9 protein-coding genes, 1 tRNA gene and 5 pseudogenes are annotated in these 12953 nt (G+C 57.3%); 3 read left to right on the top strand and 12 right to left on the bottom strand.

Annotation, left to right across the window (positions count from 1 at the left end):
* Positions 1 to 8 precede the first annotated feature (8 nt).
* From ACF8EF_RS07470 to ACF8EF_RS07480, 3 genes are all read right to left on the bottom strand, one after another.
* Positions 9 to 614, bottom strand: coding sequence for a TetR/AcrR family transcriptional regulator (locus tag ACF8EF_RS07470; protein ID WP_176682307.1), 606 nt, complete (start codon positions 612 to 614; stop codon positions 9 to 11).
* Positions 615 to 767: 153 nt separating this feature from the next.
* Positions 768 to 1976 carry an MFS transporter gene (locus ACF8EF_RS07475; protein ID WP_392462033.1) on the bottom strand — a complete coding sequence of 403 codons (1209 nt, stop codon included), beginning with the start codon at positions 1974 to 1976 and terminating at the stop codon, positions 768 to 770.
* Positions 1977 to 2411: 435 nt separating this feature from the next.
* On the bottom strand, positions 2412 to 4628 hold the full coding sequence (locus ACF8EF_RS07480; RefSeq protein WP_392529063.1) for a TonB-dependent siderophore receptor: 2217 nt from the start codon (positions 4626 to 4628) through the stop codon (positions 2412 to 2414).
* 206 nt (positions 4629 to 4834) lie between these two features.
* On the opposite strand from ACF8EF_RS07480, the pseudogene ACF8EF_RS07485 reads away from it, so the two are divergent.
* Positions 4835 to 4950 (top strand): annotated as a pseudogene (locus ACF8EF_RS07485) (single-stranded DNA-binding protein); the annotation flags it as partial.
* Between the two features lie 625 nt (positions 4951 to 5575).
* On the opposite strand, the gene ACF8EF_RS07490 reads toward ACF8EF_RS07485, so the two are convergent.
* From ACF8EF_RS07490 to ACF8EF_RS07505, 4 genes and pseudogenes are all read right to left on the bottom strand, one after another.
* On the bottom strand, positions 5576 to 6028 hold the full coding sequence (locus ACF8EF_RS07490) for a PACE efflux transporter (RefSeq protein WP_176682304.1): 453 nt from the start codon (positions 6026 to 6028) through the stop codon (positions 5576 to 5578).
* 665 nt (positions 6029 to 6693) lie between these two features.
* Entirely contained in the window at positions 6694 to 7047 is a 354-nt protein-coding gene (locus ACF8EF_RS07495) for a RidA family protein (RefSeq protein WP_176682303.1), read from the bottom strand.
* A 37-nt stretch (positions 7048 to 7084) separates the two neighbouring features.
* A complete protein-coding gene (locus tag ACF8EF_RS07500; protein WP_392529064.1) occupies positions 7085 to 7252 on the bottom strand; it encodes a hypothetical protein in 168 nt (55 codons plus the stop codon).
* Positions 7253 to 7581: 329 nt separating this feature from the next.
* Positions 7582 to 8007 (bottom strand): annotated as a pseudogene (locus ACF8EF_RS07505) (FAD/NAD(P)-binding oxidoreductase); the annotation flags it as partial.
* 281 nt (positions 8008 to 8288) lie between these two features.
* On the opposite strand from ACF8EF_RS07505, the pseudogene ACF8EF_RS07510 reads away from it, so the two are divergent.
* Positions 8289 to 8573, top strand: a pseudogene (locus tag ACF8EF_RS07510) (transposase); the annotation flags it as partial.
* A 203-nt stretch (positions 8574 to 8776) separates the two neighbouring features.
* Here the strand turns inward: ACF8EF_RS07510 and ACF8EF_RS07515 are convergent.
* The 4 genes and pseudogenes from ACF8EF_RS07515 to ACF8EF_RS07530 all read right to left on the bottom strand — a co-directional run.
* On the bottom strand, positions 8777 to 9358 hold the full coding sequence (locus tag ACF8EF_RS07515; protein WP_392462030.1) for an MliC family protein: 582 nt from the start codon (positions 9356 to 9358) through the stop codon (positions 8777 to 8779).
* Positions 9359 to 9543: 185 nt separating this feature from the next.
* Positions 9544 to 10380 (bottom strand): annotated as a pseudogene (locus ACF8EF_RS07520) (transposase); the annotation flags it as partial.
* Positions 10381 to 10455: 75 nt separating this feature from the next.
* Positions 10456 to 11292, bottom strand: coding sequence for a PhzF family phenazine biosynthesis protein (locus tag ACF8EF_RS07525; protein WP_339536171.1), 837 nt, complete (start codon positions 11290 to 11292; stop codon positions 10456 to 10458).
* A 161-nt stretch (positions 11293 to 11453) separates the two neighbouring features.
* Positions 11454 to 12335 (bottom strand): annotated as a pseudogene (locus ACF8EF_RS07530) (DNA polymerase V subunit UmuC); the annotation flags it as partial.
* A gap of 141 nt (positions 12336 to 12476) precedes the next feature.
* Here ACF8EF_RS07530 and ACF8EF_RS07535 point away from each other — a divergent pair.
* Complete coding sequence (locus tag ACF8EF_RS07535) at positions 12477 to 12713, top strand: hypothetical protein (RefSeq protein WP_392462028.1); 237 nt, start codon at positions 12477 to 12479, stop codon at positions 12711 to 12713.
* Between the two features lie 110 nt (positions 12714 to 12823).
* Here the strand turns inward: ACF8EF_RS07535 and ACF8EF_RS07540 are convergent.
* A tRNA-Ser gene (locus ACF8EF_RS07540) sits at positions 12824 to 12911 on the bottom strand.
* Between the last annotated feature and the right edge of the window lie 42 nt (positions 12912 to 12953).

The following is a 12953-nucleotide window of genomic DNA, read 5'->3' on the forward strand; positions in this document are numbered from 1 at the left end:
GCGCGCATTCACGCCTCCGTAGAGTCTGTTGGCTGCTTTAGCACCCCGAGCAACAGCAGGTCGAACGCCTTGCCAGCCTGCGCCAAGCATGCATTGCCGTCTTCGGCCTCCGCGATCCACACAGCCGCTTCAGCCAAGCTGCCGTAGATCAACGCAGCCAGCGCTTGAGCGTGCGCGTTGACGAAAACGCCCTGTAGCACCAGGTTGTCGATCAACTGGCGCAGCGACTCTATGCAATACCGCTGGGCCTCAGGCGAGCCGCCACCCAACACCGCTCTGGCGTCGCGCAGCACGATGCGCTGGATCTCGGGCTCCAGCGCCATCTCCAGGTAGGCGTGGCAGCGCTGGCGGAAGCCGTCCAAAGCGTTATCGGCGGTCTCGGTAATGGCACGCAGGCGCTCGTCCATTTCAGCGTCGAGCTGCTCGACGACGGCTGCCAGCAACCCCTTCTTGTCGCCAAAGTGGTGGTACAACGCCCCCCGCGTCAAGCCCGCCCGGGCGGTCAGATCATCCATCGAGGCGTGCGCAAACCCCTGCTCGGTGAACATCTGGCGGGCGGTGGCCAGTAACAGGGCTCGGGTTTCTTGCATTGCGGCGCGGGTGCGGCGAACCATCCAGCTATTCCTTGTGTTCTGGCAGCATAGGGCGGGCGTATACGAGTATTCATACCGCTTGCACGCATTGTCTTGGGCGCGAGGCGCACTGACAAGCCTGTCGTATCGTCGCGCGGTGACCGAGCCCCCAAGCCTGGCGGTCCCTGAAGCCGATCAAAGCGAATACGACGCCTGTCGGGCCCGGTCGCGCATGCGCTGGTAGCCCCAAAGCGCGACCAACAACACTGCGGCCCCGGCGGCCAAGGCCACGTTGAATCCGGCCTGGGCACCCCACACATCGACCACCTGCCCAGATGCTGCGGCACCGCCGGCAACTCCAACGTTGAGACCGGCGAGCAACCAGGTCATCCCTTCGGTCAGCTTGCTTTCGGGCACGATGCGCTCTACCAGCGACATCGCCACGATCATGGTCGGGGCGAAGAACAGGCCCGCGACCAGCACGGCGATGGCCAGCCCGATGATGTTTCCCACCACCAGCAGCGGCAAGGTTGTCGCCGCAGTCGCCAACCCACCCAGCAGTAGCAGCTTGTGTAGCGGGGTATCGAGTTTCAGGACACCGAACACCAGCCCCGCGACACAGGAGCCGATGGCATAACAGGACAGCACCACGCTAGCCGCAGCCGGCATGTCCATCTGCTCGGCGAATGCCACGCTGACGATGTCGACCGTACCGACGATCAAGCCCATAGCAACCATTAGCAAGGTCAGCAGGCGTACGTCGGCCAGCCTGAACACCGACATGCTGTCTTGCCCGGTGGCGGCATCGGCCTCTACTGGCGGCTCGGTGCCGACCTGCACCGCCAAGGCGAACACGCCGATGGCCAGGAAGATGGCAGCAACCAGTGTACCGGCCTGCGGAAGTACCGCCACGCTCAGCCCCACCGAAATCGGCGGGCCAGCAATGAAGGTGACTTCGTCAAGAACGGTTTCCAGCGAGTAGGCTGTCTTCAGTTGCGCCTTGCCGCGGTAAATCGCGGTCCAGCGCGCGCGCACCATCGCCGACATGCTGGGCATGAAGCCGGCGAGCGCGGCCCCGACGAACAGGGTCCAGTCCGCCAACTGCCAATAGCTGCAAGCCAACAGCAGAAGGATGCCCAGCACGCTGAGCCCGGCGGCGGCCGGCAATAAGCGGCCCTGGCCATGGCGGTCGACCAGGCGCGAGATCTGCGGCGACATCAGTGCATAGGTCAGCACGAAGGTGGCCGCCACCGCACCGGCCAGGCCGTAACTGCCGGTGATCTGCGACAACATGGTGATGATCCCGATACCGGTCATCGGCAACGGCAACCGGGCCAGCAGGCCGGCCAAGGCGAAGCCCTTGGCGCCTCTGGCCTGGAACAACTCGCGGTAGGTACTGAACACGCTCGACTCTCCTTATCGAAAGGCCCTTGGGCAGTCACGCTCAAGGTAAATTACATGCAGCTCGTATGATTAAAACCTTATTATCATACGCACTGAATGTAAACTCTCATGATCCGCCGAGAACGCCCTTATTCAGCCACCCTGCCCTGTGACGCCTTGCGTGTCGCGAGCGGTCGTTCGCCGTTGAGCGTGAGTTGATCAGTGTGGGCGATGCCCTCCGCGCTTAGGAGGCGCGGGTCAAAAAGGTGGGCAATCTGCGCAACAAGCCCACCGGGACTTGGCTTGCATCACCCATTAGAGGAAGGAGTGCGGAACGATGGTACCGTCCCAATTTCAAGCGATTGAGTAGAGATGAGAAAGGCCCATCATTCCATGAGCCCTGTCAGGCGCCTACGTGCAAAGGCATCAGGCGGCACGCCCGGCGGCACCAAAGCCTTACAACTTCCAGTCCAGGCTGACCATCATTGTCCGTGGCTCACCTTGGTAAACGCCGTTGTAGAATCCAACGTTGTTGTAGTAATGCTCATCGAACAGATTCTTCACGTTAACCGACGCTGACAGGTGTTCATCGATTTGATAGCGTGCCATCAGCCCAACCACCGAGAACGCCTTCTGGCCGATCTTGTCTTTGGCAGTGATGATCCTGTCACCATCGCGCCCCACTGGGCGGTTGGCCATTTTGAAGTTGTCGCTCTGCCAATCCAGGCTCGCCCCAACGGTCAATGCCGGGGTCATCTTGTAGGTGCTGGAGAAGCGCACAAGGTTCAATGGCTGCTCGGTATTCTTTCGCTTTTTCTCGGCTGTGGCGGCATGGGTGTAGCTGTAACCCAGGCTCATCTGCCAATCGGTCATCACCTCGCCCGCGACTTCAGCTTCGAAACCTTCAACGACTACACCTTTACCGCCACTTTTGTAGAAAACTTCATTGCCATTGGGCGGCACCGAGTCATCCTGTTCCGCCACGTTATCCTGTTTACTGCGGAACACGGCAGTACTCAGGTTCAGCCTTTCTTCGAACATACTGCCCTTGAGACCTACCTCATAGACTTTGCCAACGATAGGTTCGATGTACTGCTTGTTGACGTCTCTCACGGTCTGCGGGTTAAAAATGTCGGTATAACTGACATAGGCGGTGAACTGGTCATTCAGGTCAAAGAGCACACCAGCGTAGGGTGTCCACTGATCGTTTTGCGTCTGCTTGGTAGTGGACTGACCGGCGACATTCAGGGCGTCGTCATAGTCCCATTCCCGACGCTCCGTTTCCCAACTGCCGTAGCGGCTGCCAACCACGAAGTGAAGGCGGTCTGTCGGGTTCAGCCGTGTTGCGATGTAACCCGCTTTCTGACGGGTGTAGGAGCGCGAACTGTCCAGTCCGGTATCGATGTCATTGAACTTGGGGATAGACCCCATGTACTTCCAGTCAGGAATCTTGTTGTAGTCTTGGGGCACTGGAAGACCAAGGCGATATGGCTCACTATTGCGCCGTTCTGACTCGCCGTAGCCGATCATGAAGTCATGACTGCGCCCCATCAATTGGAAGGGGCCAGCGAGGTTGAAGTCGATCGCATCCATCTTCTCCTCCCCACCAAAATGCGCGTACCAGGCCCGCATGCCACTGCGATCAGCCTCCGGGAAACCATTACCTCCGTAGTACACCTTGCCGTCACTGTCGGTTTGCCGATGGGTGTAGGCCACTTTCATCAGCCAGTCGTTACCCAGGCGCTGATCAAGGGTTGCGAATACCGTCTGGTCTTTCAATGGCCAGGAGGACCATGGGGCGCTGAGGTTGGTCGAGCGTGGGAGATTGGCTTTACTGCCATCGGCATTCCAGAAAGGCACCGTACCCCATGAGGAACCTTGGACGTGCTTGTTCTGATAGTCATATCCCACCGCCAGGACCGTGCTGTCGGTCAGGTCGGCTTCGAGCACGCCATACGCCACCTCACGCTGGGTGGCATATTTATTCATGAACGACTTGTTGTCGCGATACGCCAACACTGTGCGACCGCGCAGCCGCCCCTCCCAGCCTAATGGGCCGCCGACATCCAGGTAGGTGTAGTAGTTGTCGTAGCTGCCCCCACTGACACCGCTCTTGACCGCCAGCTCATGCGTTGGCCGCTTGCGCACCATCGCGATAGTGCCCGAGGGATCACCAGCGCCTGTCGTCAGCCCAGTGGCTCCGCGAACGACCTCAATTCGATCGTAGATGATGGTATCCGAGTCGGACTTAAGCCCCGAGAACGTATTGAGCATTCCATCGATCTGGAAATTATTGATCGCGTAACCACGTGAGTAGTAGCTAGGTCGCTCCGAGTCATTTCGCTGAACCGTTACCCCCGTCACATGGGCCATGGCCTCGGACAGCGTGTTGAGCTGGAAATCGTCCAGCTGCTGCCGGGATATCACCGAGACCGATTGGGGTGTTTCCTTGATCGAGAGATTCAAGCGCGTGGCTGCGCTCATGCTCCCGGTAGTGTAGGAGCCACTGTTCTCAGTGGTACTACCCAAGCTGGTAGCGACCACATCAGTGGAACCAAGCTCCAGCACACTGTCCTCGGATTTGGTTTCTGCCTCAGCCAGCGAAAACGGGCAGAAGACGGAAGCACACAGGCCGAGAGTGAGTGTCATGGAAGGGTTGATCGACGGGGGCATCGCGGGCTGACTCCTTGTTCATGAAAAATCCTTGGCGCAGGAATCTACATGAAAATCATCCGCATGTGATAATTAATATCATCTTCGTGATGGCAGCCCTTCCCCATCGCCCCTCTTGGGAGCAGGGTTCTTTGAGGGTTGAGGGATTCCATCGTCCGCGGCGACAGTTGCCAAAGCGCGTGAGATCTACTGCTCCACTCAGGCTCAAGCGCTCAGGCGAGAAGGTCGAGCACACCAGTGGCGCCGCGTATCGCTGCTCGGGAAGGTCGCCGAGATCGTCGGCGAGTCTCTGCGCAAAGGCGCCCAATGCCACATCGAGGGCAATGGGGCATACCTCGACGGCAATGATCTTCAAGCATTGCGCGAAGTGAGTCAGCCAGGACGGCCGGGATGCGGGGGATGAACCAGGCGCTCAGGCGGGCCTGAACCCAATAAAGGGGGCCGCAAGGGCTAATGCCAGTCAGTTAAGGTTTCATCCTCATTAACTGGGGCCGCTTTGCGGCCCTTCGCGGGCAAGCCCGCTCCCACAGGTACAGCGCAAGCTTGAGATTTTGCGCAATCCTGTGGGAGCGGGCTTGCCCGCGAAGGGCTGCAAAGCAGCCCCATTTGGCTTAACTGACCGGCATTAGCCGCAAGGGCCCCTTTCTTCTGCCTGTCATTCCCAAAGTGTTCCCAAAACGCTCCCATTTGAGGGTCAAGCGGCTGCGAACATCAATGAAATCAAGTACTTGTATGGCGAAAGCGTAGAGATTCGAACTCTAGGATAGTTGCCCATCGACGGTTTCAAGACCGTGGCACAAATCCACGCCCTGTGTGGACTGCACGGCAAAATCGCTTCCAAAACATTGACGAAACGGCACAACTACAGGCCGCAAAATCCAAGGGTCGCCGTTTCAGTTTTGGAATCGATTTTTGTGCTTTCAGAGTTCGCCAATAGTCATACATGTCTAATTTTCAGTAGAACTCGCCGTTAACGAACGTGCGCTGACCGGCAAACCGAACAGACGGTCAAACAACCAGCTGAAAGAGAAAGAATAGACTAAGAAAAACACCAGAATGGCGATTTCCATTCGAATGGCATTATAGAAGCCAATCTGGTACCACCACATGTACACCGGGATTATGAAGCATATCAAACCAACCTCGAAGCCAATCGCCTGGGTAGCTCGCCTTAACAAGCTGCGGGCTTTGATAAGCTGTCGAGACTCCCAGTATTCAAATGCGGTGTTGTAGACGAAATTCCAAGTTGTGGCGATGACAGAAATACATATTGCGACTGGCGTCGATTCAATTGGCTTACCGCCGGCTAAGTAGGCCAATATAAAAGAAGAAAATGCAATCGCGAAACATTCGTACAAACTCACATAAAAAACACGACGCTGCCAAGGTTTTAGAGCCATAGTCAGACATTCCTTGATGGACTTTGTGGCGGACCCCCTATCTTAGATTATTTCGATAATCGATCAGCCTTCCGGGCCGATTGAGAGATAAGCTTTCGAAGCTCCATTTTTACCAGATCCGCCAGCAACTGTCAAAGCACTTAAAGCTCGCCAATAGGGGTTATATCAATGCTCATAATTTGTGATGGCGCTTCAGGATGATGAAAGAAGTAACTCACCCAGCTCGAAACCGGACTTTCCCCAAGGAGGCTTTAAGCATCACAACGAGAAACCCTATAACTTAGATTAATTTTATTTCGCGCCATGCATTCATCATTCTTCAGCGCAACTCCAAATCCTGGAGCAGGCTTAGAACCTTGCTCAGCAGATAAATCATTACAAGATAGAACCTGTGACTCCCTCTCGCTTCTTAGGTATGCTCCAAAACTTAAGCAAGGACTTGAACCATAATAAAAATACCCATTTAGACCGACTGTTGCCCTTCACGAAGGGCAACTAACGGCCAGGATAGATCATTCGAAGTAGTCTACAGAAACAGGGGCTGACTGGTAATACAGCCCCTCCTCATAACAGGTCAACCGGTTTTCTTACTGTGTCCGCCGCGGTCTTACTCTGAAAGCTGAGCAGGCAGTAAGTGAATAAGAGCCAGCGCGCAGCAGATGAAACTACTGAGGAATGGCTGCAATCACCGAGATTTCTACCAGCAACTCTGGGCTGGCCATCTTAGCCTCGACACAGGCACGCGCAGGGGCGAAGCCTGACGGCACCCAGCTGTCCCATACACTGTTCATTTCGGCAAACAGGCTCATATCCTTCAGGTAGATGGTGGCCGACAGCAACTGCTCACGGTTGCTGCCGACCGACTCCAGCAGCGCATCGACCTTAGCCAGCATGGTGCGTGTTTGCTCGGCGATGCCGGCGCTACGGTCCTCTGCGACCTGGCCGCATAAGTAGGCAGTCTGGTTATGAACCACGACTCGGCTCATGCGCGCGGCTGTTTCATATCGGCTAATGCTCATCACTTCTCCTATTGAAGTTTCATGTTGAAATGACAGGCTACTGCTTGCCCCCACGGCTCACAAGCGAAGCCAGCTCCCCCAGGGAAAGCAGCTTGATCGGCGCACGGATGGTGTAATACCCCACTTGCTCGATGTCGACATTGCGCTCGGCGGCAATGATCTGCGCCAAAGTAAGGCCACACATGCGGCCCTGACAGAGCCCCATGCCCGCACGACTAAAAGCCTTGGTCTGATTCGGACCGCTACAGCCCCCCCCACGAAGCGGCGGATATCGCCGGCACTGACCTCCTCGCAACGACAGACGATTGTGTCATCAGCCGGCTGCAGAAATTCGGCTGCCGGTTGGTAAAGCACATCCAGAAACGGCCTGATAGCCATCAACCCGCCCAGGGTCTGGCGCACCGGCCGTGCCAACCTGTCCCGTTCAGTGCTGGAGAGGCGTCCCAGTTGGCAGGCAACTTGACAGGCCGTCAGGCGCCCGAAGTGCTCTGCAGCTAATGCGCCACCTATCCCCGCTGAGTCGCCGGCGACGAAAACACCGTTGATCGAAGTTTCGCCCCAGGCATCGATCTGCGGATGCCAGCATTGCTGTTGTTCGTGCCATGAATGTCGCGCATCCATCACGCAGGTCAACTGGACATTGGGCACCACGCCCTGATGCACCAGGAGTGACTGGCAGTTAATCAACTGGCTACGGCCCTGATGCTGAAAGTGCACTTGCGCCAGGCGGCCGCTGCTGTCGGCGTAGGCGCGCAGCTGCGTCACCCCGCTGCGCATCTTGATCCCAGCCTTGCGCAGCGAGAGTAGATAGCCCAGCCCCTTGAGCAGCATGCGCCAGCCCCGGAGCGCCCCGACCCCATGGCGCAGTGCCTTGAAGTAGTTGGCTGACGGCGTGGTATCCAGCACTGCGCTGATCGGCCCGCCAGCTTTGTGCAGTTGCCAGGCAATCAACAGCAACATCACGCCGGGTAGGGTCCAGCCCGGGAAGGGGACCGGCCGCTCCTGTGCGCCGGTGGCCAGCAAGATTTTCGCCGCACGCAAGGTGCGACTCTGGCCGCCGATCTGCCCACCCGGGACGGCTTGTTCGTCAAGCAGGGCGACATCCAGACCATGCTGGCAGGCCGAAGTCGCGGCGGCCACACGCGGGCCGATCTCGGGTACCAGAGCTTTGAGTTGGGCATATTCGAGCACCTTGAATGACTAATCGCCCCCCGTCTGTTTGCGCATCGCACAGAGCATGCGACTACGCGACACACAAGACTGACAAAGTAAAAGCGTGGCTGGCAGCGTATCCGCGCTACCCGGTGCATTTCACGCCTACTTCGGCATTTTGGTTGAATCTGGTGGAGCGCGTCTTCTCGACACTGAGCGAGAAATGGATCAAGCGCCAGGCACATACCAGCGTGAAAGATCTAGAGGAGTCTATTGAGTACTACCTGTCCACTCATAACGCCAACCGCCGCCCCTTTCGCTGGCATCGAAAGGCCGATCACATCTTGGCGAGCGTCGGCCGTGCAGCCGAGGCTGCTAGGCCGAAAAATATGAGCGTTACTTGCGAAACACCACAGAAATTGCGACTGGCTTCGCGGGTTCTCTCGGGTTTCATCCTGCAGTCGGCGTAGTTCCGCCTCCGCATTGTTGGCGGCCTGGGTGGTTTACGACAGCACCAGACTGCTGGTCAGCAGGCTGTGTGATAGAAATCGGTGCATAGGCTCCCTCCAGATGGCTTTCAACGCGCTGTACAGCGCATTTCCGGCCCCTGATAGCCCCACACTACGATGGCCTCGCCATGGTGCTCCCATAAACTCTCATTTTGTCCCTGGTAGCGCGCGCCGCTTGCCGTCTGTTCTAGGTACATCAGCGAACTGCGGTCACCGAACTCGACGATGGCCGTGGGCGGCTCGGTGCGGAAGAAGCTGGCAACCACTTCCTTGGCCGGGTTGCCGTCACACTGGTAGAACACCGGGCCGTTGGCCTCGACCAGCCGGTAGCGCGCCTGCAGTTCGGCGATGCGCAGGCGATAGCTGTCGGCGATGCAGGTAGGCTGGTCCGCGCTTTTCCAGCAATCGTTGCGGCCCTTGATCCAGCCCCGTTGCTTGGTCTTGAGCACCGGCGGATGTTCATTACCGGCCTTCTGCTGCGCGGCCGTATAGACCTCGGCCATTTGCCGGTCTAGTGCCGAGAGCGGCTCGCTCTGGCAGATTTGTTGTTCGATGCTGCCGGCCACGACCTGAGTGCAGTTGAAGGCAGGTCCCGCAGCTTGGGTGTGCGACAGAGGCAGAGTGAGCAGCAGGGGAAGCCAGTGCTTCATGGGAACCACCATTAGCGATTAAAAATACTGGGCTCAGTCTAACTCTTTTGAATAACGTGGAGGCTGGCCTAGCTTTCCTCGGCGGCTCATTACTGCCGTTGGCCGATCGCGGTACTTTGCGAAGGGCCACTTTGGGTCCAGGCTGTGTGAAAACGCAAGTAAGTAGGTCGAGTAGCGAAAGAAGCTAACCGGCGTTCCTTACCCGTCGTACACTGCTTCTGCATGGAACAACTCTGGCAGCCAGAGAACCAGTAGGAGTGCAGCAACATGTCGTCTTCCACCGAAGAATGCCTGCGGGTCAGTAGTTGATCCGCAGGGCATCGGTATTCAGCCGATGCAGCGATGTAGATGAAGTCCTGCTTGCCGAATCGGCCTTCCGCTTTGCTGCTTGATGTCAGCGGCTTCGGTACAAAAGTGGTGATCCCGGCCTGCTCCCAAGCAAGGATTTCCGGACCTTTGTAATAGCCTCGGTCGGCTACCACTGTCAGCGACTCAGCGCCGATCTGTTCGCGTGCCTGGTTCGCCATATTGCTCAGCTGCGTTCGGTCATTTCCAACATTGGTGACTTCATGGGCAATGATCAAATGGTGTTTGTCATCGACTGCTGTTTGTACGTTGTAGCCAACCGTGCCAGTACCTCGGCCGCTCGTGGCCATTGAGCGTGCATCAGGATCGGTAAGAGCGATTTGCTGATCTGGGCTGGCGTGAAGCTGCGCTTCAATGTCCTTGAGCTTCATCATCTGCTGTTTCAGCTTTTCTATTTTTTCGCTCAGCCGTTCAGCCTTGGATTCGGCGACCTCGGGCGCTGCCCGATCCGCCGAATCCATCGCTGCAAGATAGCGGTCAATGCTCTGCTCGATCTGCTGCATGCGCGCCTTGATCTTGCCCTGGATGAAGTTGCGATCGCGCTTATTCACGGCTTTGAATTTGCTGCCGTCAATGGCGATGATCGACTGGGTGAAGAGATTGAGGTTACGGCAAAGCACTACGAATTGCCGGCAGACGCTGCGAATGGCTTCACCACGGCTATCGGCCAATACCGGACAGCGGCCTAAGCTGGCAAGGCAAAGGGGAATGGACACATGACGCTGTAGTAGTTAGAACGTTACCCGTCCCGACATACCCGGTTGAACTTCACCTCCGACCCAGATATCACTTCCGAGCTTCTCAATTTTTATCCGGCCTCGACGACCTAATACAGTGCCTTGGCTCGCAGTGTAGTGGTCAGGCATGACCCCAGTAGAAATCAGCCATTGCGCCAGGCTCGCATTGAGACTTCCGGTCACAGGGTCTTCATTCAACTCTTCACCCATAAAGGCGCGCACTTCGACATCTGCGTCCGCATGAGAACCTTGCCAAGGCGCGACCACTCCTACATTGAGTCCATTGAGTTTCGTGTAGTCCGGACGAATCGCCAAAACGTCATCACGCGACGCCAACAGTACGGCAACCCAGCCAGGGCCGTTATCGACCCACTGACTGGCAAGGATGCGTTCAGGGGTTAGACCTAACCCGCTCTCAATCTGCCGCAGCGTAGCGTCCTCTAACGCCCCGCTCCGTAATAGGGGGGGCGCCGCAAACGCCAGACAAGCACCATTGCGCCGAATACGGATCAGGCCAGCCAAGCACTCCTGGATAATCTCTTTATCGGTATTGCCGGCACTTTGATTTAGCCATACATGACAGCTTCCCAGTGTTGGATGCCCGGCAAAGGGGAGCTCTCGTAGCGGGGTGAAAATTCGTACGCGGTAATGTGCTTCTGGAGAGTTTGGCTTCAGTAGAAAGGTTGTCTCGCTAAGCTGTGTCCAGGCCGCAAAGTCACGCATTTGTTGGCTGGTCAGGTCATCGGCACCAATTACGACAGCAACGGCGTTACCTTTGAAGGATTGTTCGGAGAAAACATCAACTTGCTCGAATAGTAACGAAATCGGCATGTAGCCTCCTTTGTCGATACTGCGGGGAAACGAGTAAGGATATGCCAGGCGGCACGCTTGCGAAATCGAGTTTTACAGGCTTTTGAGCGCCTTATTCGAGTCGAAAGTCGCCATGCATGACTGACTGCTTCTGGCCGATTGCTGCTGCTCGCGACAGGCGCTCGGGTCGATACCACCGGCTGCTTGAGCGCGAACAAATCCTCTGTGAATTCGCCTGGCTGCCGCAGATCCATTAACAGCACCTCAGCCTTGTTGTATCGAAACCCATGCCTGAAGATCCGGCCAACCGCGTCGGTAGCCAACCTGGTCATCAGCAGCGTGCGCAGGTTGGGTACGGCAGCGCTACCAACGCCCCTTGGGCGTGATGGGCCTAGTCGGGGTTGAACATACCGGTGCGGATGCTGACGCGCATGCGCTTGCAAACCGATCCCCGGGCACGGAGCTTTTCCGCTGCGTGACCAACGTAGGTGGCCACTGCCTGCTTGATCGGTGCCAACTCGGTCAGGCGCATGCCGAACATCCGGATGCAGCAGATTTCCTGCTTCGGGGGCTCGGCCTCGTCCAGCTCCAGGCAAGGCGTTCAAGCCAGTTCATCACCACACTAAACTGCCGTCGAAGAGTCCTGGCATCAGCCTTGGCCAGATCCATCACCGTGTGAATGCCCATCGCTTCAAGGTGGGCAGTCATCCGCCGAGCAACGCCCCGCACCGCTTTCACTTCGGTGTTGCGCAGCACCCAATCCCGCTTGAACGAATCGGAGATATCGACCACGCCGCCGGTCTGGGCCTGCAGGCGCTTGGCCGTGTGATTGGCCAGCTTGGCCAAGGTTTTTGTCCCGGCGATCCCGCCCCCCCCACAGGTATGCCGGTGCACTGGAAGATCCTGGACCTCAGCTTTCGCCCGAATTGGGTCAGGTTTTCCTGAATACCGAACAGATAAGCGAAGCACTCGCCGATGCTGTAGATCTCGGTGGCAGGCACCATCGACTCGATCTGCGACATGACACGCTCAAGGCCCTCGGCGTGAAACAGAAGAAGCTCCAAAAGAAGCTGAGGATCATGCTTGAGGTGGATGGGGTTGAAAGCGGCCTTGGCGCCTTGATCCGAAAGATACTGGCGCGCAACGCGCAGCACGGATCGCCTTACCTGCTGCTGACCGAGAAGGCAAAACGTGTTACGGCAGCCATGCTACGCCATCGTTGGGACGACGCCCGGGAGGAAGCAGTGAAGGAAACCGTAGCCGCCGGAGACCAAGTGCTGGCTGGTCGTATCAGCCAATTCCAGTTCCGCGACATCCGACCAAGCGCTGCGTCCGAAATCGTCGATGTCGACCACGCCAGCGTACTTCTAGGCCACACCAAGGGCGACATAACCGAGCGGGTTTATCGCCGAGTCGGTGCCTTGGCAAAGCCTACCAGGTAAGGAAGTATCGGAAGCGCTTCCGAAATAAACCATCCCCAAGGGTGCTCCCATGGGTAGATTTTCTATGCCCCAGAAACGCAAAAAGCCCTGAATAATCAGGGCTTTGAATATGGCGGAAGCGTAGAGATTCGAACTCTAGGATAGTTGCCCATCGACGGTTTTCAAGACCGTTGCCTTAAACCACTCGGCCACGCTTCCAGCTCGTTTTGCGGCCGCCATAATACCTTAATGAAACACGCT

It is taken from the genome of Pseudomonas sp. zjy_15 (assembly GCF_043101865.1).
Taxonomy (GTDB): domain Bacteria; phylum Pseudomonadota; class Gammaproteobacteria; order Pseudomonadales; family Pseudomonadaceae; genus Aquipseudomonas; species Aquipseudomonas putida_Y.

Coding starts and splice junctions, on each gene's coding strand:
- ACF8EF_RS07470 (WP_176682307.1), bottom strand. CDS start 614: ATGGTTCGCCGCACCCGCGCCGCAATGCAAGAAACCCGAGCCCTGTTA.
- ACF8EF_RS07535 (WP_392462028.1), top strand. CDS start 12,477: ATGCTACGCCATCGTTGGGACGACGCCCGGGAGGAAGCAGTGAAGGAA.
- ACF8EF_RS07515 (WP_392462030.1), bottom strand. CDS start 9,358: ATGAAGCACTGGCTTCCCCTGCTGCTCACTCTGCCTCTGTCGCACACC.
- ACF8EF_RS07490 (WP_176682304.1), bottom strand. CDS start 6,028: ATGGCTCTAAAACCTTGGCAGCGTCGTGTTTTTTATGTGAGTTTGTAC.
- ACF8EF_RS07525 (WP_339536171.1), bottom strand. CDS start 11,292: ATGCCGATTTCGTTACTATTCGAGCAAGTTGATGTTTTCTCCGAACAA.
- ACF8EF_RS07495 (WP_176682303.1), bottom strand. CDS start 7,047: ATGAGCATTAGCCGATATGAAACAGCCGCGCGCATGAGCCGAGTCGTG.
- ACF8EF_RS07480 (WP_392529063.1), bottom strand. CDS start 4,628: ATGCCCCCGTCGATCAACCCTTCCATGACACTCACTCTCGGCCTGTGT.
- ACF8EF_RS07500 (WP_392529064.1), bottom strand. CDS start 7,252: ATGGGGCTCTGTCAGGGCCGCATGTGTGGCCTTACTTTGGCGCAGATC.